Annotated in this window: 20 protein-coding genes and 2 pseudogenes; 10 read left to right on the top strand and 12 right to left on the bottom strand. The window is 71.3% G+C overall.

What is annotated here, in order from left to right; all coding sequences use genetic code 11:
- Positions 1–39: 39 nt before the first annotated feature.
- The 4 genes and pseudogenes from OOK38_RS10910 to OOK38_RS10895 all read right to left on the bottom strand — a co-directional run bounded on the left by OOK38_RS10910 (position 40) and on the right by OOK38_RS10895 (position 3235).
- Entirely contained in the window at positions 40–726 is a 687-nt protein-coding gene (locus OOK38_RS10910; protein ID WP_266848376.1) for a class F sortase, read from the bottom strand.
- A gap of 396 nt (positions 727–1122) precedes the next feature.
- Positions 1123–1725 carry a hypothetical protein gene (locus tag OOK38_RS10905; RefSeq protein ID WP_266761407.1) on the bottom strand — a complete coding sequence of 201 codons (603 nt, stop codon included), beginning with the start codon at positions 1723–1725 and terminating at the stop codon, positions 1123–1125.
- A 300-nt stretch (positions 1726–2025) separates the two neighbouring features.
- A pseudogene (locus tag OOK38_RS10900) lies at positions 2026–2574 on the bottom strand (diaminopimelate decarboxylase); the annotation flags it as partial.
- A gap of 85 nt (positions 2575–2659) precedes the next feature.
- Positions 2660–3235, bottom strand: a complete 576-nt coding sequence (locus tag OOK38_RS10895) for a universal stress protein (protein WP_266761409.1) — start codon at positions 3233–3235, stop codon at positions 2660–2662.
- 178 nt (positions 3236–3413) lie between these two features.
- Between OOK38_RS10895 and OOK38_RS10890 the strand changes: the two are divergent.
- A pseudogene (locus OOK38_RS10890) lies at positions 3414–4150 on the top strand (SDR family oxidoreductase).
- A gap of 65 nt (positions 4151–4215) precedes the next feature.
- On the opposite strand, the gene OOK38_RS10885 reads toward OOK38_RS10890, so the two are convergent.
- Complete coding sequence (locus OOK38_RS10885; RefSeq protein WP_003974483.1) at positions 4216–4653, bottom strand: hypothetical protein; 438 nt, start codon at positions 4651–4653, stop codon at positions 4216–4218.
- Between the two features lie 580 nt (positions 4654–5233).
- On the opposite strand from OOK38_RS10885, the gene hemL reads away from it, so the two are divergent.
- The 7 genes from hemL (at position 5234) to ccsB (ending at position 13086) form a co-directional block, all read left to right on the top strand.
- Positions 5234–6550, top strand: coding sequence for a glutamate-1-semialdehyde 2,1-aminomutase (gene hemL / locus OOK38_RS10880; RefSeq protein ID WP_266761412.1), 1317 nt, complete (start codon positions 5234–5236; stop codon positions 6548–6550).
- Positions 6547–7257, top strand: a complete 711-nt coding sequence (locus OOK38_RS10875; RefSeq protein WP_266761414.1) for a histidine phosphatase family protein — start codon at positions 6547–6549, stop codon at positions 7255–7257. The genes hemL and OOK38_RS10875 overlap by 4 nt, the downstream gene beginning before the upstream one ends.
- Positions 7258–7409: 152 nt before the next feature.
- Entirely contained in the window at positions 7410–8669 is a 1260-nt protein-coding gene (locus OOK38_RS10870) for a hypothetical protein (RefSeq protein ID WP_266761416.1), read from the top strand.
- 66 nt (positions 8670–8735) lie between these two features.
- Positions 8736–9359, top strand: a complete 624-nt coding sequence (locus OOK38_RS10865) for a TlpA disulfide reductase family protein (protein WP_266761418.1) — start codon at positions 8736–8738, stop codon at positions 9357–9359.
- A gap of 5 nt (positions 9360–9364) precedes the next feature.
- Complete coding sequence (locus tag OOK38_RS10860) at positions 9365–10147, top strand: cytochrome c biogenesis CcdA family protein (RefSeq protein ID WP_266761420.1); 783 nt, start codon at positions 9365–9367, stop codon at positions 10145–10147.
- A 3-nt stretch (positions 10148–10150) separates the two neighbouring features.
- On the top strand, positions 10151–11965 hold the full coding sequence (locus tag OOK38_RS10855; protein ID WP_266761421.1) for a cytochrome c biogenesis protein ResB: 1815 nt from the start codon (positions 10151–10153) through the stop codon (positions 11963–11965).
- Positions 11962–13086, top strand: a complete 1125-nt coding sequence (ccsB, locus tag OOK38_RS10850; RefSeq protein ID WP_266761423.1) for a c-type cytochrome biogenesis protein CcsB — start codon at positions 11962–11964, stop codon at positions 13084–13086. The genes OOK38_RS10855 and ccsB overlap by 4 nt, the downstream gene beginning before the upstream one ends.
- Here ccsB and OOK38_RS10845 read toward each other — a convergent pair.
- The 6 genes from OOK38_RS10845 to OOK38_RS10820 all read right to left on the bottom strand — a co-directional run bounded on the left by OOK38_RS10845 (position 13083) and on the right by OOK38_RS10820 (position 21114).
- The gene (locus tag OOK38_RS10845; protein WP_266761425.1) at positions 13083–14633 is read right to left on the bottom strand and encodes a hypothetical protein; all 1551 of its coding nucleotides are present in this window, start codon (positions 14631–14633) and stop codon (positions 13083–13085) included. The genes ccsB and OOK38_RS10845 overlap by 4 nt on opposite strands.
- Positions 14633–16753, bottom strand: coding sequence for a hypothetical protein (locus OOK38_RS10840; protein ID WP_266761427.1), 2121 nt, complete (start codon positions 16751–16753; stop codon positions 14633–14635). Before OOK38_RS10840 ends, OOK38_RS10845 begins: the two co-directional genes overlap by 1 nt.
- A 130-nt stretch (positions 16754–16883) precedes the next feature.
- A complete protein-coding gene (locus OOK38_RS10835) occupies positions 16884–17834 on the bottom strand; it encodes an isopenicillin N synthase family oxygenase (protein WP_266765796.1) in 951 nt (316 codons plus the stop codon).
- A gap of 211 nt (positions 17835–18045) precedes the next feature.
- Positions 18046–18504 (bottom strand): nucleoside deaminase, encoded by a 459-nt coding sequence (locus OOK38_RS10830; RefSeq protein ID WP_266761428.1) that lies wholly within the window; start codon positions 18502–18504, stop codon positions 18046–18048.
- 205 nt (positions 18505–18709) lie between these two features.
- On the bottom strand, positions 18710–19879 hold the full coding sequence (locus OOK38_RS10825; protein ID WP_266761430.1) for an abortive phage infection protein: 1170 nt from the start codon (positions 19877–19879) through the stop codon (positions 18710–18712).
- Between the two features lie 242 nt (positions 19880–20121).
- Entirely contained in the window at positions 20122–21114 is a 993-nt protein-coding gene (locus OOK38_RS10820) for a zinc-binding dehydrogenase (protein ID WP_266761432.1), read from the bottom strand.
- A gap of 137 nt (positions 21115–21251) precedes the next feature.
- On the opposite strand from OOK38_RS10820, the gene OOK38_RS10815 reads away from it, so the two are divergent.
- Together OOK38_RS10815 and OOK38_RS10810 are read left to right on the top strand one after the other, a co-directional pair.
- Positions 21252–21590 carry a helix-turn-helix transcriptional regulator gene (locus OOK38_RS10815; RefSeq protein ID WP_266761434.1) on the top strand — a complete coding sequence of 113 codons (339 nt, stop codon included), beginning with the start codon at positions 21252–21254 and terminating at the stop codon, positions 21588–21590.
- Between the two features lie 185 nt (positions 21591–21775).
- The gene (locus OOK38_RS10810; protein WP_266761435.1) at positions 21776–22798 is read left to right on the top strand and encodes a DMT family transporter; all 1023 of its coding nucleotides are present in this window, start codon (positions 21776–21778) and stop codon (positions 22796–22798) included.
- On the opposite strand, the gene OOK38_RS10805 is transcribed toward OOK38_RS10810, so the two are convergent.
- Positions 22683–23588, bottom strand: coding sequence for a LysR family transcriptional regulator (locus OOK38_RS10805; protein WP_266761437.1), 906 nt, complete (start codon positions 23586–23588; stop codon positions 22683–22685). The two genes, OOK38_RS10810 and OOK38_RS10805, sit on opposite strands and share 116 nt — an antisense overlap.
- Position 23589: the final 1 nt, after the last annotated feature.

Here is a 23589-nt window from a genome sequence, read left to right as displayed (position 1 = left end):
CCCGCGACGTCCGGGCGTTCCGTCCACTCCGTCGCCCGGTCAGACGAGGTGGGCGAAGACCACCAGGTTGTCGGTGTAGTCCTTGACGGAGCGGTCGTAGGTGCCGGCGCAGGTGATGAGGCGCACCTGGGCGTCGGGAGTGTCGGCGTACACCCGCTTGTCGGGGAAGTCGTCCTTCGCGAAGGTCTCCGCGCTGTCGACGACGAAGGACGCCGTCCGGCCGTCGGACCGCTGGACGCTGAACTTGTCGCCCTTCTTCAGGTCGCTGAGACCGGCGAACACCGCGGCCGAGGTCGTCGTGTCGACGTGCCCGGCGATGATCGCCGCACCCCGCTCACCGGGGGAGACACCCTTGGCGTACCAGCCGACCAGGTTGGTGTCGTTCGCGGGCGGGGGCTGGAGCCGGCCCGAGTCGTCGATGACGAGGTCGGTGAAGGGCGCGTCCACCGAGATCTTCGGGATGAGCAGACGGGTGGGCTCGGCCCGCGGGAGATGCTTCCCGTCCTCGTGAACGGCCGAGGGCGCCCCCGAGGACGCGGGCGCGGGGGCAGCTCCGGCCCGGGAGGCGGGGGAGGGGCCGGACGGTTCGTCATGGCCGCGGAACAGGCTCATCGCCAGCAGGACCGCGATGCCGGCGCACCACACGATCCACGTCACACGCCGCCGGGAGTTCCGGCCGGGTGACGTGAACGGGCTCTCGGCAGGAGAGGACAACCGGGCTGCCATCGGGCACCACCTCATCGGGTCAGGGCAGCAGAGCGGACAGGGCCGAAACACCTTGAACAGCAAGAGCAGCAAGAGCAGCAAGAACAGGAACAGCGGTAGGAGCAGCAACAGCGGCGAGAGCAGGAACGGCGGCGAGCGCAGGTACGGCAGAAAGGGGAGCAACGGGGGCAAGGGCGCAAGGCCATAGACCGGCAACCGGATACGGATACGGAGAGGGAGAGGGATACGGAGAGGGAGAGGGAGAGGGAGAGGGAGAGGGAGAGGGAGAGAGGGCCAGGGGCCGGGGCGGAGAAGGGACACAGGTGAGGGTTGGCGGAGGTGTCGGAGAAGGAGAGCCGGCCGGGCCGCCACGGGGATCGTGGGTGGCGGCCCGGGCCGCTATGTCGTCAGGCATGGTCAGGCCACACCACCCTCGGCGCTTCTACGACGCAGCGCGTAGACGCCCGCGGCCGCGACACCCAGGATGGCGACTCCACCGGCCGTGACACCCGGCGTGGCGAGACCGCCGCCACCGGTGTGCACGCCGCCGTGGGGCTTGCCGTGCTCCGAGTCCTTCTCCCAGGAACCCGAGCCCTTCTCGGTGTCCGAGGAGTCCTTCTCCCACGAGCCCGAACCCTTCTCGGAGCCCGAGGAGTCCTTCTCCCACGAACCCGAGCCCTTCTCGGTGTCCGAGGAGCCCTTGTCCTTGTAGGTCTCCGGGTCGTACTTCTTGTCGTCCTTGTTCCAGTCGTCCGCCGTGATGGCCGTCAGCGCGCCGCCGCCGGTGTGCACGCCGCCTTCCGGCTTCTCGTGGTGCCAGGAGCCCTTGTCGTGCTCGCTGTCCTTCCAGGAGCCCTTGTCATGCTCCTTGCTGGAGGAAGAGGAGTCGTGCTCCTTGCTGGCGGAGGAGGAGTCGCCGTGGTCCCAGTCGCCGGCCGAGACGGCGTAGGCGCCGGGGGCGGCGATCGCGAGAGCGGCGGTGGCCGTCGCGGCGGCGAGGAGCATGCGGGCAGATCGCATTTCGGAGTCCTTCCGTCGTGACCCGGCAGCTGACCTCTTATCAGCAGACAAAAACCCGGCCCGACGTGATCCACCGTCAAGCCGGAGCGTGAAGCGCACCACTTGAGAAGTTCGCCCGGCCCACGGTCGGCGTATCCCCCATCGGCCGCTCGCGCCACCGCTCGCGGGCGGGCTGACCTTCCTGACCTGCTGATTCACCGAGAAGGCGCGGTGTCCCGCGGGCCGGTGCGGGGCCCCACACGTGACCCGATCGGCGGCGACTCGTCTGCTCACCCCGATAGGCCGCGCGGGGACCCGGCGTCAGATCCCCACGTCCCGGCGGCTCATGTCCTCCAGCGACTCGCGGCGTACGAGGACGCGGGCGATGCCGTCGGACACCGCGACCACGGGCGGACGGCCGACCAGGTTGTAACCGGAGGCCATGGAGAGGTGATACGCCCCGGCCGCGGGCACGGCGAGGAGGTCTCCGGGGCGTACGTCGCCCGGGAGCGCCACCTCGTCGGCGAGGATGTCGCCCGCCTCGCAGTGCCGGCCCACGACGGTGACGGGGCGGGGCGGTGTGCGGGAGGCCCGGCCGATGAGCCGGGGCGCGTACCGGACGCCGTACAGCGCGGGCCTCGGGTTGTCGCTCATGCCGCCGTCGACGGCGACGAAGGTCCGTGCGCCGGTCCGTTTGACGGAGAGGACCCGGTAGACGGCGACCCCGGCCGGGCCGACGATCGCCCGCCCCGGCTCCAACATCAGCCGGGGGAGCGGAAGTTGGGCACGGTTGCAGCCGTCCTCCAGTTCGGCGCGGACCCGGGTGGCCAGGTCGGAGACGTTCATGCTCTCCTCGCCGGGGCGGGACGCGGGGCGCGCCGTGGACGACGGGCCCGAGCACCCCCCCATGTCACCCTCCGCGTTCAGGACCGGGCCTCCGTCAGCTCCCGTGCGTTCAGGACCGGCCCTCCGTCAGCTCCCGTGCGTCCATGGGCAGGCGCAGAGTGATCCGGCGGTGCACCGCGGAGAGGTGGTCCGTCAGAGGCGAGGGCGGTACGGCCAGCACGGGGCAGCGGGCGTGCGCGAGGCAGTAGCGGGCGACGGAGGGGAGCAGCGCCCGGAGCACCGGCCCGCGGCCTCCCGCCCCGACCACCAGGAGGTCGTCCTCCCGGTCGGCGGTCTCCACCAGGGCGGGCCCGCCGGCCCCCTGCACGACCACGGCCCGGTAGGGAACCCCGGGTCCCGCGGTGCCGAAGGCCGTTTCGAGCGCGGCGAGCAGCCGTCGGCCCGCGTCCCGCCGGAGGTCCTCCAGTGGCAGCGGGCAGAGCGCGCGCCGGTGTGCGAGGGAACCGCCGGGCGGCTCCCAGGCGAACACGGCCACCAGCTCCGTACCGCCGCGCCGGGCTTCGTACGCGGCCCGGTGCAGGGCCGCCAGGCCGCCCAGCGACCCGTTCACCCCGACCACGACACGCGGCCGTCCGGCACTCCCGCCCGCACCCTCACCTGTCGCCCGCACCGCGCCCTCACCCATCCCTCGCTCGCTCCTCGCCGTACGACTGCCCCGGTACGCGTCCGTCTCCCATGGAAGGCGCCCCGGACTACGGCGAACCGAGTGCTGACGCCTCCCTGACACCCCGGGCCCCCGCCCTGACGAGTCCCTGACCCCGTTCCTGGCACACTGATCGGCCGGGCGGGAGAGGGAGGCGATCATGCGGGGCGGACGGAAGATCACGGTGGTGACCGGGGGCAGTCGCGGTATCGGCGCGGCCGTCTGCCGGCGGCTGGCCCAGGAGGGCCACGACCTCGTGATCGGCTACCGGTCCGACCGCGCGGCGGCCGACGCGGTGGCGGACGCCGTCGCCGACGCGGGCCGGAACTGTCTGGCCGTGGCCGTGGACACCTCCGACCCCGCGGCGGTCGACGGGCTCTTCGACGCGGCGGCCGGACTCGGCCCGGTCACCGGACTGGTGAACAATGCGGGCGTCAGCGGACCCAACGGACGGCTCGCCGACGCCGACCCCGACGGCATGCGGGACGCCCTCGCGGTCAACGTGCTCGGCTATCTGCTCTGCGCGCGCCGTGCCGTACGGGAGATGACCGCGGCCGGCGGGGGCGCGATCGTCAACGTCTCGTCCGCCGCGGCGACCCCCTGGGCAGTCCGGGCCAGTACGTCCACTACGCGGCGGCGAAGGCCGCCGTCGACGCTCTGACCATCGGTCTGTCCAAGGAGGTGGCGGCCGACGGCATCCGGGTGAACTGCGTCGCCCCGGGCACGGTCTGGACGGACTTCCACGAGGACCCGCAGCGCCCGGCCCGGGTGGCCGCCGGCATCCCCATGGGCCGCGCGGGCCGGCCGGAGGAGATCTCCGGCGCGGTTGCCTGGCTGCTGTCGGACGACGCCTCGTACACGACGGGCGCGGTACTCCGGGTGGCGGGCGGGCTCTGAACGTCCCGGCGCCGGTGGGCCGGGTTCCGGGGGAGACCCGGGTCAGATTCCCTGGAGAACCCGGGTCACGGCCACACCAGGCAGTACGGCTGATGTCCCGCCTCATGCAGGCGGTGCGAGAAGTCCTGCCACTCGTGCAGCAGCTGATAGACGTTGAACGCGTCTCGCGGGCCGCCCCGGTCCGGGACGGTGGACCAGATGAACGCGGCCGCGCCGACGGCCTCCTCGCCTATGCCGCGCAGCGGGTCGACGACGGTCATCGGGAGCTTGACCACGGCGTAGTCGGGGTGCAGAACGACCAGTTCGAGCGGCGGCACCTTGTGCAGGGGGACGCCTTCTATGCCGGTGAGGACCATCGCGGCCATCGTTTCCGGCTTGATCTTGGTGAACATGCCGTTCATGCCGAGCTCGTCGCCGCCGAGTTCCTCGGGGCGCATCGAGATCGGGACCCGGGCCGCCGTCGCGCCGTCCGGCGCGCCGAAGTATTTGTACGTCACCCCCACCCGGCCACCATTCCCGCTCTCCGACCGCAGCCGCTCCACCGCGCGGTCGATCCGCTCGGGGTCACTCTGCGATCCCTGTGCCTGTCCAGCTCTTGCGCCGGCCGCTTCCTCCGCCTCGCGCCGGTGTTTCCCCCGCCGGGCACGCCGAGGGTTGAGGTCGTCGGTCCCCTCGCCCAGTCCGCCACCGCGATGCATATCTCCACCCGACTGCTTTTCTAAGTCGCGCGACCCCCGCCACGCAACCCGATCATCGTGACAGTGACCTCCCCCACGGTCGCACGCCGAAACGTACGCCGAAACACCTGTCCGCGGGATCTTCGCGGCCCCTGAACACCGTCGTTCATGTGAGCTGTCCGTTCGTAGCCCAGTTTCGCAGATGGCCGGGGGAAGGAACCCGGTAGTCGTACCGGCCTCCGTCACACCGGCCCCACGATGGCCGGGATCTTTCCTCTGTGGAGCCGTACGTCGGGCCGGGTTCATCCGTTCACGGTCGCCTTGTTCTTCCCCTCACGGACCCCCGGGGCCCCTGGCCTACCCTGAGGAGGTCACTAGCCCCCCGGAGTCGGAGACGTCGCAGGTCATGACCGAACTGCCTTATCCCTACGAAGCCCCAGCCTCGCAGTCGCTGTTCGACCGTGCGGCGGCCGTCACCCCCGGTGGCGTGAATTCTCCCGTGCGCGCCTTCCGAGCCGTGGGCGGTACGCCCCGGTTCATGGTGTCCGGCACCGGTCCGTACCTGACGGACGCCGACGGCCGTGAGTACGTCGACCTCGTCTGCTCCTGGGGTCCGATGATCCTCGGGCACTCCCACCCGGCGGTCATCGCCGCCGTTCAGGAAGCCGTCTCCCGCGGTACGTCCTTCGGTACGCCCGGTGAGGGCGAGGTCGCCCTGGCCGAGGAGATCGTCGCGCGCGTCGAGCCCGTCGAGCAGGTCCGGCTCGTCTCCAGCGGTACGGAGGCGACCATGTCGGCCATCCGGCTGGCCCGCGGGTTCACCCGGCGGTCGAAGGTGGTCAAGTTCGCCGGCTGCTACCACGGGCACGTCGACTCGCTGCTCGCCGCGGCGGGCAGCGGGCTGGCGACCTTCGCGCTGCCCGACACGCCCGGCGTCACCGGCGCCCAGGCCGCCGACACCATCGTCCTGCCCTACAACGACCTCGAAGCCGTGCAGGCCGCCTTCCACGCGCACCCCGGTGAGATCGCCTGCGTGATCACCGAGGCCTCGCCCGGCAACATGGGTGTGGTGCCTCCCGCGCCCGGCTTCAACCAGGGCCTCAAGGACGCCTGCGCGAAGAACGGCGCCCTCTTCATCTCCGACGAGGTGATGACCGGCTTCCGTACGAGCAAGGCCGGCTGGTACGGGATCGACGGCGTGCGCCCCGACCTGATGACCTTCGGCAAGGTGATGGGCGGCGGTTTCCCGGCCGCCGCGTTCGGTGGCCGTGAGGACGTCATGGCGCACCTCGCGCCCGCCGGGCCGGTGTACCAGGCGGGAACGCTCTCGGGCAATCCGGTGGCCACCGCCGCCGGGCTCGCGCAGCTGCGGCTCCTCGACGACGCGGCGTACGACAAGGTCGACGCGGTGTCGGAGCGGATCCGGACGCTGGTGACCGAGGCGCTCACCAAGGAGGGTGTGACCCACCGCCTGCAGAGCGCCTCCAACATGTTCTCCGTCTTCTTCACGGGACGTGAGGTGCGCGACTACGAAGGCGCGAAGGCGCAGGAGTCCTTCCGCTACACCGCGTTCTTCCACTCGATGCTGGCGCAGGGCGTGTATCTGCCGCCGTCCTCGTTCGAGTCGTGGTTCGTGTCGACGGCCCACGACGAGCAGGCGGTTCAGCGGATCGCCGACGCCCTTCCGGCGGCGGCGCGGGCAGCGGCGGAGGCCACGGCATGAGCGACCCCACGAGCAACGGCGACACCACCGGCAAGGACGACATCACCGTCGTCCACCTGATGCGGCACGGCGAGGTCGCCAACCCGGACGGGGTGCTCTACGGGCGGCTGCCCGGGTACCACCTGTCCGAGCTCGGACGGCAGATGGCCGACCGGGTCGCCGAGCACCTCGCGTCGCGTGACGTCACGCATGTCGTGGCCTCGCAGCTGGAGCGGGCGCAGGAGACGGCGACGCCGATCGCGAAGGCCCACGGTCTCGACCTGGCGACCGACGGGCGGCTCGTCGAGGCGGACAACGTCTTCCAGGGCAAGACCTTCGGAGTCGGGGACGGCGCGCTGCGGCGGCCGGAGAACTGGAAGCACCTCGTCAACCCCTTCAAGCCGTCCTGGGGCGAGCCGTACGTCGAGCAGGTCGTGCGGATGATGGGCGCGCTGGACGCCGCCAAGGACGCGGCGCGCGGCCACGAGGCGGTGCTGGTGAGCCATCAGCTGCCGATCTGGATCGTGCGCAGCTATGTGGAGAAGCGGCGGCTGTGGCACGACCCGCGCAAGCGGCAGTGCACGCTGGCGTCCCTGACGACCTTCACCTACCGGGGCGACAAGATCGTGTCCGTGGGCTACACCGAGCCCGCGCGCGATCTGGTTCCGGCTCATCTCCTCGCGGGTGCCAAGCCGGTGAAGGGCAAGGACAAGGCGTTCGGGGCCTGACGGGCAAAAGCAGATAAGTCCGGCTGAATGGGCGCATCTTCGTAAAATCATATAAATCTGTGCGCGTTGGACGGAACCTCCGACTTCATCGTGCCCTCTCATGGGGTGCCAGCTGAGAGCCAGCTGAGAGGGTGCGATGAAATGAGGACCGTATGCGGGACGTCAGCCGGAGGGGAATGATCGGCCTCGGGGCAGGTGCCGCGGCCACGCTGGGACTTGCCGCATGCGGCACCATCGCGCGGAAGGACGCCGTGGGTCACCCCGGCGGTTCCCCCACGGCCGCCACCGGCGAGCCGGGCGCCCCGAAGCGGCCCGCGCGCCCCATCGGTGACGGTTCCACCGCCTACACGGGCAAGCAGCCGCGCCAGCCCGAGCGCCCCGTGCCGCTGGAACCCGGCGAGACCCCGCCGCAGTTCGTGGTCTTCTCCTGGGACGGCGCCGGAGAGGTCGGCACCGGCCTCTTCGAGCGCTTCCTCCAGCTCGCCGAGGAGAACGACGCGCACATGACGTTCTTCCTCTCCGGGCTCTATCTGCTGCCCGAGTCGAAGAAGCGCCTGTACCTGCCGCCGAACAACCCCCGCGGCGCCTCGGACATCGGTTACCTGAGCGACGAGCACGTCAGGTCCACGCTGAAGCTGGTCCGCCGGGCCTGGCTCGACGGCCATGAGATCGGCACCCACTTCAACGGCCACTTCTGCTCCGGCTCCGGTTCGGTCGCCAACTGGACGGCCCGGCAGTGGCGCAGCGAGATCGAGCAGGCCAAGTCCTTCGTGACCGAGTGGCGCACCAACTCGGGCTGGACGGATCTGCCCGCGCTTCCCTTCGACTACGAGAAGGAACTCGTCGGCGCCCGCACCCCGTGTCTGCTCGGCCAGAGCAACCTGCTGCCCGTCGCCAGGGAGCTCGGCTGGCGTTACGACGCCTCCTCGCCCGGCGGTGTCCAGCGCTGGCCGCAGAGGAAGCAGGGGCTCTGGGACCTGCCGCTGCAGGCGATGCCCTTCCCCGGGCACCGCTTCGAGGTCCTCTCGATGGACTACAACATCCTCGCCAACCAGTCGGTCAACTCCACCCGGGCGCCCTCGTACAACTACCCGGCCTGGCGCACCCAGGCGGCCGAATCGTACATCTCCGGATTCAAGCGGGCATACGAGACGAATCGCGCCCCCTTCTTCATCGGCAACCACTTCGAGGACTGGAACGGCGGCATCTACATGGACGCCGTCGAGCAGGCCTTCACCCACATCGCCCGGGAGAAGGAGAAGAGCGCCGACGTGCGCCTCGTCTCCTTCCGCCAGTTCGTGGACTGGCTGGATGTGCAGCGGCCCGAGGTGCTGGCGAAGCTCCAGTCGCTGGACGTGGCGGAGCGGCCCTCCGGCGGCTGGAATTCCTACCTCCGGGGGCAGGCCGCCTGAAATGCGGGTTTCCACCCGCAAGGGGGGTGCGGAAGATCCCCGAAACGGGCATGCGAAACTTTTCACATGAGTGCCGCCTGCCGCGCAGACCAGCGCCCGAACCGCACCCGTGGCCGTGCCGCCCTGTACACCGCAGGGGCCGCCGTCGCCGCGCTCGTCCTGACCGCGTGCGGGTCGGGCGGCACGAAGGGCGGCTCCGGCGGCAGCGGCTACGTCGCCGGCAAGGACGGCATCTCGACGGTGGTGAAGAGCGAGCGGGTGGCCATCCCCGACCTCTCCGGCAAGACCGTCGACGGCAAGCAGCTCGACGTCGCGGACTACAAGGGCAAGGTCGTCGTCCTGAACGTGTGGGGCTCCTGGTGCCCGCCGTGCCGCGCCGAGGCGCCGAACTTCGTCAAGGTCGCCAAGGAGACCGCGTCGCAGGGCGTGCAGTTCGTCGGCATCAACACGCGTGACGCGAACGTGTCCCTGGCGAAGGCGTTCGAGAAGGACAAGGGCGTCACCTACCCCAGCCTGTACGACCCGACGGGCAGGCTGATGCTCCGCTTCAAGAAGGGCACGCTCAACCCGCAGACGATCCCGTCGACGCTCATCATCGACCGGGACGGGAAGATCGCGGCCCGCACGCTCCAGGCACTCAGCGAAGACAAGCTGCACGAGATGCTCGACCCCATCGTCGCGGAGAAGTGAGCGGCGTGTCCCTTCTCCACGCGTCCACGTATCTCGCCGCCCCGCTCGACGGGAACACCACGGTCTACAGCGGCGCCCTGCTGCTTGCGGTGCCGCTCGCGGTGCTAGGCGGCCTCATCTCCTTCTTCTCGCCCTGCGTGCTGCCGCTCGTGCCCGGCTATCTGTCGTATGTCACCGGGGTCAGCGGCACGGATCTCGCGGAGGCCAGACGAGGGCGGATGGCCGCGGGCGCGAGTCTGTTCGTGCTCGGCTTCACCGCCGTGTTCGTCTCCGGCGGGGCCCTGTTCGGATACTTCGGGTCGACGCTGTTCGCGTACCAGGACACTCTGTCCAAGGTGCTCGGCGTGCTCATGATCCTCATGGGCGTCTTCTTCATGGGGATGATGCCCTGGCTGACGCAGCGCGAGTTCCGCTTCCACAAGCGGCCCGTGGCGGGTCTGGTCGGGGCACCGATACTGGGCGCGCTGTTCGGTATCGGCTGGACTCCCTGCATCGGCCCGACTCTCGCGTCCGTGCTGGCGCTCTCCTCCAACGAGGCGAGTGCCGGCCGTGGCGCCATACTGACCGTCGCGTACTGCCTCGGTCTCGGCGTGCCCTTCGTCCTCGCCGCTGTCGCCTTCCGTAAGGCGCTCGGTGCGTTCGGCTGGGTCAAGCGCCACTACATCTGGGTCATGCGCATCGGCGGCACGATGATGATCGTGACCGGCGTGCTCCTGCTCACAGGTGCCTGGGACAGCCTGGTGCAGCAGATGCAGACGTGGTCCAGCGGCTTCACGGTAGGGATCTGATCCATGAGCACGACCGACACCGGCACCGGCCCGGGCGGGACTCCGGACCCGGCGCCCGCCAAGCGGCACATCGGGGTGAGCGCCGACGGCGAACTCGGCGAGGCCGGTTCGCAGCTGTCCACCGCGCCCGTGGAGACGGCGATGCCCGGCTCCTTCGGCGGCGCGCGGACACCCGGCGCCACGGGATGGATCGCCTGGACCGCCCGCGAGCTCGTCGGCTGGGCCCGCTGGTTCTGGCGCCAGCTGACGTCGATGCGGGTCGCACTGATCCTGCTCTTCCTGCTGTCGCTCGGCGCCATCCCCGGCTCGCTCATCCCGCAGTCCAACCAGGACGCGGCGAAGGTGCAGGAGTTCAAGGACGCGCACAGCCTGCTCGGTCCGCTCTACGACCGGCTCGGCCTCTTCCACGTGTACAGCTCGGTGTGGTTCTCCGCGATCTACATCCTGCTGTTCATCTCGCTCATCGGCTGCATCGTGCCCCGCACCTGGCAGTTCGTCGGGCAGCTGCGCGGCCGTCCGCCGGGCGCCCCCAAGCGGCTGTCCCGGCTGCCCGCGTACGCGACCTGGCGCACCGCGGCGGATCCCGAGCAGGTCCGCGAGATCGCGCTCGAGGTGCTCAAGCGGAAGCGGTTCCGGGCGCACATCGAGAAGGACGCCGTGGCCGCGGAGAAGGGCTATCTGCGGGAGACCGGCAACCTGCTCTTCCACATCGCGCTGATCGTGATGCTCGTCGCCTTCGCCTGGGGCCAGCTCTTCAAGTCCGAGGGCAACAAGCTGATCGTCGAGGGTGACGGTTTCTCGAACACGCTGCTGTCCTACGACGACTTCAAATCCGGCAACCTCTTCAGCACCGACGACCTCACGCCGTTCAGCTTCGACCTGAAGAACTTCACCGGCACCTACGAGCGGACCGGCCCCAACAAGGGCACGCCCCGCACGTACCAGGCGACCGTCGACTACAGCGTCGGTGCCTACGGCAAGGAGAAGAAGACCGTCGTCAAGGTCAACGAGCCGCTGGTGGTCGGCGACTCGAAGGTCTACCTCACCGCCCACGGCTACGCGCCCGTCGTGACCGTCCGGGACGGCAAGGGCAAGGTCGTCTTCCACGAGGCCGTGCCCCTGCTGCCGCTGGACTCCAACGTCACCTCACAGGGCGCCGTCAAGGTCATGGACGGCTACAGGAACGCGCAGGGGAAGAGCGAACAGCTCGGCTTCTCCGCCTTCTTCGTGCCGACCTTCGCCGGGGCGGGCAAGGGCGACATGTTCTCCCAGTTCCCCGCGCTCGACTACCCCGTGCTCGCGCTGAGCGGCTTCCACGGCAGCCTGGGGGTCGACGCGGGTCTCCCGCAGAACGTGTACCAGCTCGAGACCTCCCACATGAAGCAGTTCAAGGACGCGAAGGGCGAGATCCTCAAGTCGCGGCTGCGGCCCGGCGAGACGATGACGCTGCCGGACGGCGCCGGCTCGATCACCTTCGACAAGGACATCAAGGAGTGGGCGAACTTCCAGGTCACCCAGCAGCCCGGCAGTGACTGGGCGCTGGCCGGAGCGTTCGCCGCGATCTTCGGCCTCGCCGGATCGCTGTTCATCCAGCGCCGCCGTGTCTGGGTGCGGGCCACCACGGGCGCCGACGGCGTCACCGTCGTCGAGATGGCCGGGCTCGGCCGCAGCGAGTCCGCGAAGCTTCCCGAGGAGCTCGGCGACCTGGCCGCGCTCGTGCACGAACAGGCACCCACCAAGCCCGACGACGACGCGGCACCCACCGACGCCGACGCCGAACCGACCGCGACAGCCGCCGAAGGGGCTGAGAAGCAGTGACGCTCGCCACCGCACACGACCTGGGCGCCGTGACCGACCTGGCCACCGCGACCAACGAACACCTCGCCAACATCAGCAACACGCTGATCTACTCGGCGATGGCCGTCTACACCCTGGCCTTCTTCGCCTACATCGCCGAGTGGCTCTTCGGCAGCCGCAGCAAGGTCGCCCGCACCGCCAACGCGCTCACCGCGAACGGCGCCAAGACGGCCGCGGCGGCCCCCGAGGTCACCGTGCAGAAGTCCGGCGGCACCGCCGTACTGGAGCGGCCGAAGGTCGTCACCCGGTCCGCGGTGGGCGCGCGGGACGTGCCCGACGGGCCCGGTGCGCACGGCGGGGACGAGCAGGGCGACCTCTACGGGCGGATCGCCGTGTCCCTCACCGTGCTCGCGTGGGCCGTCGAGGCGGCGGGTGTGGTCGCCCGCGCCCTGTCCGTGCGGCGGGCGCCGTGGGGCAACATGTACGAGTTCAACATCACCTTCTCCACCGTCGCCGTCGGGGTCTTCCTCGTCCTGCTCGCGCTGAAGAAGAACGTCCGCTGGCTCGGCCTCCCCCTGGTCACCACGGTCCTCCTCGATCTCGGTCTCGCCGTCACCGTCCTGTACACCGCGAGCGACCAGTTGGTTCCCGCGCTCCACTCGTACTGGCTGTACATCCACGTCTCGACCGCGATCCTGTGCGGCGCCGTCTTCTACGTGGGCGCCGTCGGCACGCTGCTCTACCTCTTCAAGGACTCCTACGAGAACAAGCTCGTCAACGGCGGACAGCCCGGCCGGTTCGCCACCTCCGTCATGGAGCGGCTGCCCGCCTCGGCCTCGCTCGACAAGTTCTCGTACCGCGTGAACGCCGCAGTCTTCCCGCTGTGGACGTTCACGATCATCGCGGGCGCGATCTGGGCGGGCGACGCCTGGGGCCGCTACTGGGGCTGGGACCCCAAGGAGACCTGGGCGTTCATCACGTGGGTCGCCTACGCCTGCTACCTGCACGCGCGGGCCACGGCCGGCTGGAAGGGCCGCAAGGCCGCCTACATCGCCCTGATCGCCTTCGGCTGCTGGCTGTTCAACTACTACGGCGTCAACATCTTCGTCAGCGGCAAGCACTCCTACGCGGACGTCGGCTAGGACGGCGGCAGGCACTCGGCCGCGGGCGGCCTGCCCTCCGGCCAGCCGATCTTCACGAAGCGGGCGCGGCTGTCGTGGGTCAGTTCCACGATCGGCACGGCCTTGTCGTACGGGTTCCCGTGGGCGTCCAGACAGATCCACCCGCTCGCCCCGTTCACCCGCAACTGCCTGCCCTTCACCTGGGGCCACTGGAGGCCGACGTCCGCGAGCGCGGGGGTCCGCCCGGTCGGCGAGGCTCCGCGGATGCCGCGCACGGCCAGCCGCATGGCGTCGTACGCGATGATCAGCTGGCCGTCGTCGAGAGCGACCTTGCCGATGGGGCCGACCGGCTCCCGCGCGGCACTGTCCAGCAGCCGCTGGAGCACCTTCGCGTCGGCCGCGCTGCCACCGGTCTTCGCACCGTCCTCCAGCCAGGCGTCCGGATGGGCGAGGGCCGTGTAACGCACGGTCAGCAGCGGGTCCTTGAGGGCGGCCGGGTCGAGGTCCTTGTCGCCGGCGAGGTAGGAGCCCTCGTCGCCGGTCAGCACAGTGAAGCGGCGGTCGGAGCAGCCCCGGACGCCCAGCGCGTTGATGAACTGCCGCAACTGGGTGTGCCGGCCCGCGAACAGGACGGTGTCCGTTCTCTTCGGCGTGCTGCACAGGATGGTGGCGATCTGCGCGAAGACGTTGGCGGTGCTGCCCTCCTTGCTGCGGTCGGCGGGCGGCGTGAACGGCTGGGTCATGTGGCGCGCGCCCTTGAACATCCTCTCGAACGACTTCTGGAGCGTGCGCGTGTACGGATCGCCGGTCCGGTCGTAGACCAGGAAGGCGTTGGCCGCCGACACCTTGGCGAAGGAGGCGAGGGCGCGCGCCTCGTCGGTGTTGGTGGGGGAGACGCGGGCGAGCCCCCGGAAGGGGTCCTCGCCGTTCTGCCCGTTGGCGAGGTCGTCGGCGGTGATCGAACTCCCTATCACCGGGATGCCCCGCCGGGTCAGTTCCGCGACCGCCTTCTTGTTGTTCTCGGTGCTCACCCCGACCCCGGTCACCGCGCGCAGCCGGTCCGGGCCCTTCGTCATCCGGTCGAGCTGGTCGACCGTGTGCCGCCAGGAGGCGCCGGTGGCGCCGGGGTTGGCGAGAACGAGCCGGATCTTCGGCTTCGGCCCGATCGCGATCGTGTCGTGGTTGGCCTGGTACTGCGCCAGATAGGCGCCCTGGAGCTCGTGGAGCACATCGCCGAGGTTGTCCGGGTCGGTCGCCGTGAACGGTTCGAGCAGGGCGACGGTGACGTAACTGCCGGGTGCCAGACGGTGGTTCTCGCGGTTGATGGCCCGTACGGCGTCGGCGAACTGCGGACGCCCGAAGGCGTACGTCGTCGAGGAGACGCCCACGCACTCGGTGCTGTCCTTCGGCTGCACGACCCCCGGCGCGCAGGACCGGTCCTCCTTCGTGGCCGTCATGCCGCCCCACACGCCGAGGCCCACGAGGACGGCCGCGAGCGTCAGCGCGATGTACCTGCGGAAACGAATCTCCCAGACGTCCTCGCGCAGCCACACCCATAAGCGCGCCATCACCGGTCCCCCTCGTCGTCGCCCGGGATGCGCAGCGGCCGGCCGGCCAGGGCGTCCGACGGCCAGTCCCGCGAGGCCCGCCACAGCAGGGCGTTGCCCGCGGGCCGCAGGTTCGACAGCTGTTCCAGCTCGAAGCGCAGCCGCTCGGTCACCCGCGGGTCCGGCAGCACCAGCGGATCCGTCAGCTGCCACACCGCGTGCAGCAACCGCCGTACCCGTAGGTGCAGTACGGCGTCCACGCCGTTCGGCGGCAGCTGCGCGGCGTCCGTGCGGCCGAGGGCGACGGAGGCCCGGTGGTCGTGGCCGTCGAAGTCCCGGCCGTCCGGATCGTGCGCGTGGTAGTACGGCGCGGAGGCGATGAAGACCAGCGAGGACAGCCAGCGGCGGGTGTCGGAGCGGGGGAAGGTGTCGCGCAGATGCGCCACCGCGAAGTCCGCCTTGCCGAGTGCGAGTTCGTGGTGCAGCCGGTAGCGGGCGCCGTCGGGCGGAGCGGTCTCGCCCGCGTCCTGGTAGTGGTCGATGAGGGCGCGGTGCACCGCCCGCCATCGCTCGTGGTCCCGGTCGCCGTGATGCAGCCTCAGCAGGAGCAGCGCGCGCAGGAACGGGTCGCCGACGAACTGGCCGTCCGCGGTCGCCCAGCCCTCCGAGGCGAGCCGTTCCTCCAGGTCCAGGACGCCCGACGCGCCGAAGTCCTCCGGGAGCCGGGACTCCGCGAGCGAGCACGCCGAGTCGCGGTCGTGGGCCGCGGCCAGCACGGTCAGTTCGTCGAGCCGGCCGCCGGGGACGAGCCGGTCGAGGAGCTCCTGATAGGCGGGGCGGCCGGCGTGGTCCTCGTGCAGGGCGACATCGGCGGTCAGCAACGTGCCCAGCGAGTCGGCGCCTTCGGGCAGGTTCTGCCGCGCCGAGGCGGCCAGCAGGGTGATGCCGAGCGGGCTGCCGCCCGTCAACCGGTGGGTGGCGTGCGGGAGTTGGGGTGGCACCGGGACCGGTCCGCCGGAGGCGGTGCCGAGATCGCCGGACGCGGTGTCCATGATGTGCAGGGTGTCGTCGGGGGTCAGTGGCGGCAGCGAGACGAGCAGGGCCCGCGAGGACGGCGAGGTGCCGGGCCGCCAGCCGGTCTCCCGGGCGGCCTCGGGCAGGGCGAGCCGGCCCGCGTTGCGCAGCGCCGGATGCGCGTAGCCCCGTAGCGCGGCGAAGAACACGACCTGGTCCGCGATCCCGTCGGAGCGGTCGCGCAGAACCGGCTCCAGGAGCCCGAGGCCCCCGGGCTCCTGGACGTTGTCGATCAGCAGGACCGGGCGCCCCCGCCGGTGCGAGCGCTGCACGACCCCCGTGTACGCGTCGTCGAGGTCGGCCAGCAGCGCCCGTACGAGATGGCGTTCGGCGTGTCTGCGGGAGTCGCCGCCCGCCCGGAAGTGCCGGGAGAGCAGGATCAGCGCGAGCTTGGGGCTGCCGCCCGCGTTCGGATAGTCCCGGTACCAGGTCGCCGCCCTGCGCAGCCGGCGGTGGGCCGGGGAGACGCCTTCCGTGAAGGCCTCCAGGGTCGCCTCGATGATCGGCTCCACCACCGGGCCCGTCCCGCTCATCGACGCGATGAGCTTGGAGATCACCTTGCTCACCCAGCGCCCCGCGAACCCCGACAGCCACGAGTCGGTCTCGTTGAGCAGCAGGATCCGCTCCGCCTCCTGCCGTATGCGCGGCACGTCGCGGTTGCTCCAGCCGCCCGCCGCCACGGCCAGCAGTCCGGAGGACAGCCGCGGAAATCCGATCCTTCCGGCGCCCTTCACCGGTTCGGCGAGCTGCTCCGCGGCCGTGGTGAGCGCCTGCCCCACCGGCGACCAGGACTCCGCGGGACGGTCGGCGGGCGGCGCGGCGAACTGCCGCTCCTCGCCGTCGATCAGAGCGACCGGGGTGTGCCCGCGATAGGCCTCGCGCAGTTCGAGGAGCAGGGCGGTCTTGCCCAGTCCCCGGCCGCCCGCGAACACCACGAAGGGCGGTTCCCCGGAATGTTCGTACGGTGTGGCGCGGAGCTGGTACGGACGCAGACCGACCAGTCGTGACGCGAGCCCGGGCGGATCGGTGTCGAACAGCGCCCCCCTGCCGTGCAGCCCTGAGTGCACCGCATCTCCCCCTGGTCCGCGGTCCGGTCCGATGTGCTGCTGTGAGGTGTATCAACAACAGTTTAGGAAGGGGGGGTTGGTTCGGGATAGGCCGCCTGGTGTCCGTTCAATTACGAAAACGTTCCACCGTTCAACCGACAGTGATCGAATCGAGCTTCTCGCGCAGGTAGGCATGCGAGTCGACGGGTTCGTACGCGACGCGGCCCACGGGGGCGGGCACCGACTCGACCAGCGTCCCCGGTGTGCATTCGCCGAAGTACACCAGCGAGATCAGCTCCTCGGCGGGCGCGTCGGCCGGCGGCGGCAGCACCCTGTGCCGTCCCGAGCGCCACCGGTCGCCGGTCCAACGGGCCATCAGATCACCGATGTTGATCGTGAAAGCCGCCGGGTCGAAGGGCGCGTCCTGCCAGCCGTCCTCGTCCGTGAACACCTGGAGCCCGCCCTTGCCGGCCTGCCGGTCGAGGATGGTGACCGTGCCGAAGTCGGTGTGCGGCCCGATGCGGAACTGGCCCGGCTCGGGCTCGCCGACGACCTCCGTCCCCGGATACCAGTTGATGTTGAAGCCGTACGTCGGATGGTCCATGTGCCGGGTGAAGAAGTCCGGTTCGAGGCCGAGCGCCTCGCCGAGCAGCGCCAGGAGGCGGTTCTCCAGCTCGCCCATCGCCGCCAGGTACTCCGCGCAGAGCTCGCGCAGTTCCGGCGCCTCGGCGGGCCAGACGTTCGGCGCGTACCACTCCGCGTTGGTCTCCGGGTCCTCGAACGGCTCGTGCGTCGCGAACGTCAGGGACTCCTTGAGGTCCGGCGGGGTCTCGGTGCCCTCCGCGTAGCCGTTGGCCTCGGCACCCGGCCCGAGCCAGCCGCGCCCGCCGACCCGGGCGGCGTACGGCTGCTTCTTGCCTGCGGGCAGCACGAAGAAGGCGCGGGCGGCCTCCCGGATGCGGCGGCGCAGCTCCGGGTCGACCCCGTGACCGGTGACGAGCAGGAAGCCGGCCGTCCGGAGGGCGTCGTCGACGGTACGGGCGACGGCGGCGCGCGCCCCTCGGTCTCCGGAGAGCCAGGGGCGCAGGTCGATGGTGGGGATGCGGGAGGCCGCGGGGGCGCCGGGACCGGCCGCGGTGTCGGGGCCGTCCCCGGCCGAACCCCCGGGAGTGGCCGAACCCCCGGGAGTGGCCGAACCCGCGGGAGTGGCCGAACCCGCGGGAGTGGCCGAACCCGCGGGAGTGGCCGAACCCCCGGGAGTGGCCGAATCCGACGGAGTGGCCGAATCTGCGGGAACCGCCCCCGCCTTCGGGTCAGTCACCGATGTCCTCCTTCCACAGGTCCGGGTTCTTCTCGATGAAGTCGCGCATCAGTTCCGTGCACTCGGGATCGTCGAGCAGCACGATCCCGACGCCGTGCTCGGCGAGCCAGTCGTGGCCGCCGTGGAAGGTGGCCGCCTCGCCGACGACGACCCGGGAGATCCCGAACTGCCGGACCAGGCCGCTGCAGTACCAGCACGGCGACAAGGTGGTCACCATGGTCGTACCGCGATATGTCCGCTGCCGTCCCGCGTCGCGGAACGCGGCCGTCTCGGCGTGCGCCGAGGGGTCGCCGTCCTGGACACGGCGGTTGTGGCCGCGGCCGAGAAGGGTGCCGTCCGCGCCGTACAGTGCCGCCCCGATGGGGATGCCGCCCTCGGCGAGCCCGGCGCGGGCCTCCGCCACGGCGGTGGCGAGCCACGCGCGGGCCTGCGCCCGATCGATGCGTTCCATGACTCCACTCTCCTGCGGAACCCCACCCTCGTGGGGCCGGAACACGAGGACAGGGCGCGGAAGCAGCCTCCTGGCGCGCCGGGTTCGTCCGTCCGATGCCGGTACACGCCGGGTTCGCCACCGGAGGGACCGTGCCCTCGGCATCGGCATCGGCATCGGCATCGGCGGCGGTCGCGGGTGGCGGGGCGGTCGCCGGTGGCGGCCGTCAGCGGTGGTGGGCGCGGCCGTACCGCCGGGCCAGCGCGTGGAAGGCCTCCTTCGGCTCCCAGTGCACGCCCGAGGCCGGGTCGCCGGGGCGGTCCTCGATCGTCTTCACGATGCTGTAGCTCGCCATGTCGAGGTCGTGGCGCGGGTCACGGGGCCGGTGCGGGGCGTCGCGGGTGACGAAGGTGTACGCCATCGCCGAGTACAGCCCCATCGCCTCGAACGCCGCCAGCACGTCCGTCAGATACGCGGCCTGCGCTCGCTCGCTGCGCACGAGACCGGCCTTGATCTCCGGCGGCTCCTTCGAGTAGTCGACGACGTCCCAGCCCATGCCGCCCTGCTCCGGCGCGCCCTGGAAGGTGCAGCAGCCGAACTCCATGACGGCGACCGGCTTTCCGAAGCGGCGGTACGGGGCGAGGTCCCGGAGGTAGTCCGACGGGCGCCGGAAATACGAGTAGTAGTCGATGCCCACGAGGTCGAAGAGGTCCCAGTCGACGTCCTCGTCCTGCGCGGCGGCGTAGGTCAGCGGCCCGTGGAAGACGGACCGGCCCGCCTTCGCGGCCTTCGCGGTGAACCGGCGCAGCCGCCGGGCCATGAGCACGGGGTCGAAGTCGCCCTTGAGCAGGTTCTCCACGCGCTCCTGGACGTTCGCGCCGGGCACGATGCCGGGGACGTACAGCACGAACTCGCAGCCGACGCTCAGGTGCACCCCGGCGCCCTGCCGCCGCAGCCGCTCGGCGTACCGGCCGGTCTCCGCGAGATGGTCGAGGATCTCCCGCTCGGGCACGTCCCCGAGGGTCGGTTCGAGCCAGACGTTCAGGCCGAGCTCCGCCGCCTCGGCCGCGGTCGCGGTGAGCCGTTCGACACCGTCGCCGGTGACCTTGACGGAGTCGGCGTGCAGGTCATGGGCGACGGCGCGCAGGTCCGCGCGCATGCGCCGGACGTTCCACGCCGTCGCGGGCGTCTCCCCGGCACCGACCTCGTAGACCACACCCCGGTACGTCAGCCCGCGCCGCCCGTCCGTCGCCCGCGGCCGCCCGGCCCTCCGCTCCGTCGGCCGTTCGGCCGCCCCCGCCCGCCCCGCCGCCCCGACGGGCAGCGCCGTCGCGCCCCCGACGGCGGCGGCCATCCCCAGAAACCGTGCCCGGCTGATCCCCGGCGTCCCCTGCATCGCGCCTCCCGACTTCCGACTTCCGACTTCCGGCTTCCGACTTCCGACTTCCGTGCTGAAGGTCCTTCGTCCTGGACCCAGTCTGGAAAACGGAACGCCGTCCCGCCGTCCGCCGATGGTCTACGGAGCCGGGCCGAAGGTATGAGGCCGAGTGGCCTCGGGAGGACTTCCGTCAGGGGTGCCCGGGGGCCGTCAGCCGCCCGCCGGCCCGCGGGCCGGGACGAAGGCCCGAGGGGTGGCGGTCACGGCCGCGGCCGGTCCGGAGCCGCCACCCGCAGCAGCAACTTCCCCGTGCTCGTCCGTGACCCCATCAGCGCGTGCGCCTCCCCGGCCGCCTCCAGCCCGAACTCCGCCGTCACCGGCAGGGTCACGGTGCCGTCGGCCACCGTGCGGAACGCGAGGGAGGCGATGTCGCGCAGGACGGCCGGGGCCGTCCTGGCGAGGCCGAGGATCGAGAACCCGGCGACCGACAGGCCGGTGGGGTAGAGCTCCGGCTGGCCCACCGTCCAGGGCTCCGCCGAGCTCGCGTTGCCGAAGGAGACCAGTCGGCCGAAGGGGGCGAGCGAGGCGAGGCTGCCGCGGAGGGTCGCGCCGCCCACCGGATCCAGGGCCAGGTCCACTCCGCGGCCGGCGGTCGCCGCGCGGACCTCGTCCGTGAAGGAGCCCACGAACACCTCGTCGTAGCCGTGGGCGAGGGCGTACTCGGCCTTCGGGGCGGCGGACACGACGCCGTACACCGCGCCGGCTCCGGCCGCCTTCGCCAGCCCGCCCAGCACGGTGCCCACGCCGCCCGCCGCGCCCTGGACGAGCACCGTCTCGCCGGGCTGGAGCCGGCCCACGGTGTGCAGGAGGGCGTACGCCGTGGGCAGGACGGTGGGGAGCGTGGCGCCGGTGCGCAGGTCGACACCGTCGGGAAGCGGGAAGACCGTCACGGCGTCGGCCACGGTGACGTCCGCGTACGCCCCGCCCTCCGTCAGCGCCGCGACCTCCTGGCCGACCCGCAGTCCCGTGACGTCCGGACCCACCGCCCGGATCCGGCCCGAGACCTCGAGCCCCGGCACGAAGGGGAGGCCCGGCACGCGGTAGCCCTCCGACCTCGCCTTGAGGTCGGCGAAGTTGACGCCCGTGTAGGCCACGTCGACGCTCACCTGCCCGGGGCCCGGCTCGGGGACCTCCGCCTCCACGACCCGCAGGACCTCGGGACCGCCGTACTCCTCGAACTGGACCGTACGCATGGCACACCCCTGGTTGATGCTCGGCCGGACAGCCCGCGCTCCACGCAGACTGTTCAATGAAAAGCGAACACTCGGGAGTGTATGGTTTTCATCGAACACTCGGCAAGCGGATCAGGGAATCACCAGGGGAGACCGGCGTGGCGGAGCGGACCAGTCATCGGGCGGCGCCCGAGCACACCCATCCGGACGAGGTCCCCGTGCAGGCCGCTCTCGCCGCCCTCGCCGATCCCGTACGGCTCCAGCTCGTCAGGGCGCTGGCGGAGTCCGCGGAGTGGAGCCGCAGCTGCGGCAGTTTCGACGTACCCGTCGGCAAGGCGGCGCTCAGCCATCACTTCGCCGTGCTCCGCGGCGCCGGTCTCGTCGAACAGCGCGACGAAGGCCCCAAGCGGGTCAACCGGCTGCGCCGGGCGGAGTTCGACGCCCGCTTCCCGGGCCTGCTCGCACTCGTCCTGCGCGAGGAGCCGTCCCGCCAGTAGCCGTCCCGCGAGGAGCCGTCCCGCTAGAACGAGGGGGATTCGCTCCGCCGGAGGAGCGGTGGGCCGGGGGCGGGCGCCGGGGCCGGGGCGCCGACCGGCGCCCATCGGCGGCACCGATGGGGTCATCGGCAGGACGCCCCACCAGCGCGTGGCCCGCCCCCGGTCCCCGCTCCTACCTTCGGGGCATGACCTCCGCCACCGCAGTCGAGAACAAGGGCACCGCCCAGCTGACCGCCGCCATGATGCTCTCCGGCACCCTCGGCGTCTTCGTCGTCGAGTCCGGGGCCTCGCCCTTCAACGTCGTCTTCTTCCGCGTCCTGTTCGGCGCGCTCGCCCTCGGCGGCTACGCGCTGGCCCGGGGATACTTCCGGGGCCACGGCTTCACCCCGCGCACCCTCGGACTCGCCGCGCTCGGCGGGGTGTTCATCGTCTTCAACTGGGTCCTGCTCTTCCAGTCGTACGAGAACACCTCGATCTCCGTCGCGACCGTCGTCTACCACACCCAGCCGTTCTACGTGGTGCTGCTCGGCGCCCTGCTCTTCCGTGAACGGCTCACCGCCGCCAAGGTCGGCTGGATCGTCCTGGCCTTCGCCGGCCTGATCCTCGTCTCGGGCGTCTCCCCGGCCGACTTCGCGAATGGCGGCACGTATCTCACCGGTGTCGGCCAGGCCCTCCTCGCCGCGCTCCTCTACGGGCTGTCCACCCTGGTCACCAAGCGCATCACCGGCGTCCGGCCCCACCTCATCGCGCTCGTCCAGGTACTGGTCGGCATCCCGCTGCTGCTTCCCTTCGCCGACTTCGGCGCGATGCGCGGGACCGGCGCGGACTGGGGGTGGCTGGTCGGGCTCGGAGTCGTCCACACCGGGCTGATGTACGTCCTGATGTACGCCGCGTACGCCAAGCTCCCGACCGCGAAGATCGCCGTGCTCGCCTTCACCTACCCGGCCGTCGCGATGGTCATGGACTGGGCGGTGTACGGCCACCACATCGGCCTCGTCCAGGCGCTCGGTGTCCCGCTGATCGTGACGGCCAGCCTGAAGGTCACGCTCCCCAGGACCGCCGGGACCGGCGGGATCTCCCTGGCCGGCCGGATCACTCGGGCCGGCCGGACTCCTCGGACACCAGTTGCCGCGCACGCTCCACGAACAGCCGCGCATGAGCCGGAAGCCGCTTCCCGGCCCGCCACGCCAGTTGCGTCCGAAGCGTGAACGGCGGTTCCCAGCGCAGTCGTACGAGCTCACCCCGCGCCAGTTCCGCGGCGACCGTCACCTCCGGCAGCAGCGCGATGCCGAGGCCGGCCGCCGCGGCCCGTTTGGTCGCCTCGATCGTGCCGAACTCCATGAACGCCACGCGAGATCCTTCCGGCGCCCGGGAGTTGAGTTCCCGCTCGAACAAGTCCCGGTAGGCGCATCCGGGTTCGGTGGCGAGCAGCGGCCGGCCCACGAGATCGGCGGTGTCCGGTGCCGCGCCGGCCATCGGATCTCCGGGGGCGGCGACGAGCGCCAGCGGCTCCACCGCCAGCACCGCGACCTCCAGACCCGTGTGCCCGGTCTCCTCCTCCATCAGAAAGCCGACGTCGTACGTGCCCTGGCGCAGCGCCTGGCGGGTCTCGTCGCCGATGGTCGTGCGCAGCGACAGCCGCACCCGGGGATGGCGGTGGTGGAAGAACTCGAGGAGCGGCAGCAGCCGGTACGAGGTGAGGGACTCCATCGTGCCGATGGTGAGCGTGCCGGAGGGCTCCTCGGCGCCGACGACCGCGGCCCGTGCCTCGTCGGTCAGCTCGATGATCTGCCGGGCGTAGGGCAGCAGCCGTTCGCCCGCCTCGGTCAGCCGGATCCTGCTGCCCAGCCGGTCGAAGAGCTCCGTGCCGAGCGAGGACTCCAGGGCGCGCACCTGGCTGGTCACACTGGACTGCGCGTACGCCAGCTCGGCCGCGGCCCGGGTGAAGCTCAGCACGGTCGCGACCTTCTCGAAGGTCACCAGCAGGCGCAGTTCCACG

Source organism: Streptomyces sp. NBC_00568 (assembly GCF_026341855.1).
In the GTDB taxonomy this organism is placed as follows: Bacteria; Actinomycetota; Actinomycetes; order Streptomycetales; family Streptomycetaceae; genus Streptomyces.
The sequence above is the reverse complement of the archived record's forward strand: the minus strand, read 5'-3'. Positions and strand labels throughout refer to the sequence as shown.

Coding starts and splice junctions, on each gene's coding strand:
- hemL (WP_266761412.1), top strand. CDS start 5,234: ATGACCGAACTGCCTTATCCCTACGAAGCCCCAGCCTCGCAGTCGCTG.
- OOK38_RS10870 (WP_266761416.1), top strand. CDS start 7,410: ATGCGGGACGTCAGCCGGAGGGGAATGATCGGCCTCGGGGCAGGTGCC.
- OOK38_RS10830 (WP_266761428.1), bottom strand. CDS start 18,504: ATGGAACGCATCGATCGGGCGCAGGCCCGCGCGTGGCTCGCCACCGCC.
- OOK38_RS10905 (WP_266761407.1), bottom strand. CDS start 1,725: ATGCGATCTGCCCGCATGCTCCTCGCCGCCGCGACGGCCACCGCCGCT.
- OOK38_RS10855 (WP_266761421.1), top strand. CDS start 10,151: ATGAGCACGACCGACACCGGCACCGGCCCGGGCGGGACTCCGGACCCG.
- OOK38_RS10845 (WP_266761425.1), bottom strand. CDS start 14,633: ATGGCGCGCTTATGGGTGTGGCTGCGCGAGGACGTCTGGGAGATTCGT.
- OOK38_RS10825 (WP_266761430.1), bottom strand. CDS start 19,879: ATGCAGGGGACGCCGGGGATCAGCCGGGCACGGTTTCTGGGGATGGCC.
- OOK38_RS10875 (WP_266761414.1), top strand. CDS start 6,547: ATGAGCGACCCCACGAGCAACGGCGACACCACCGGCAAGGACGACATC.
- OOK38_RS10865 (WP_266761418.1), top strand. CDS start 8,736: ATGAGTGCCGCCTGCCGCGCAGACCAGCGCCCGAACCGCACCCGTGGC.
- OOK38_RS10820 (WP_266761432.1), bottom strand. CDS start 21,114: ATGCGTACGGTCCAGTTCGAGGAGTACGGCGGTCCCGAGGTCCTGCGG.
- OOK38_RS10810 (WP_266761435.1), top strand. CDS start 21,776: ATGACCTCCGCCACCGCAGTCGAGAACAAGGGCACCGCCCAGCTGACC.
- OOK38_RS10895 (WP_266761409.1), bottom strand. CDS start 3,235: ATGGGTGAGGGCGCGGTGCGGGCGACAGGTGAGGGTGCGGGCGGGAGT.
- OOK38_RS10910 (WP_266848376.1), bottom strand. CDS start 726: ATGGCAGCCCGGTTGTCCTCTCCTGCCGAGAGCCCGTTCACGTCACCC.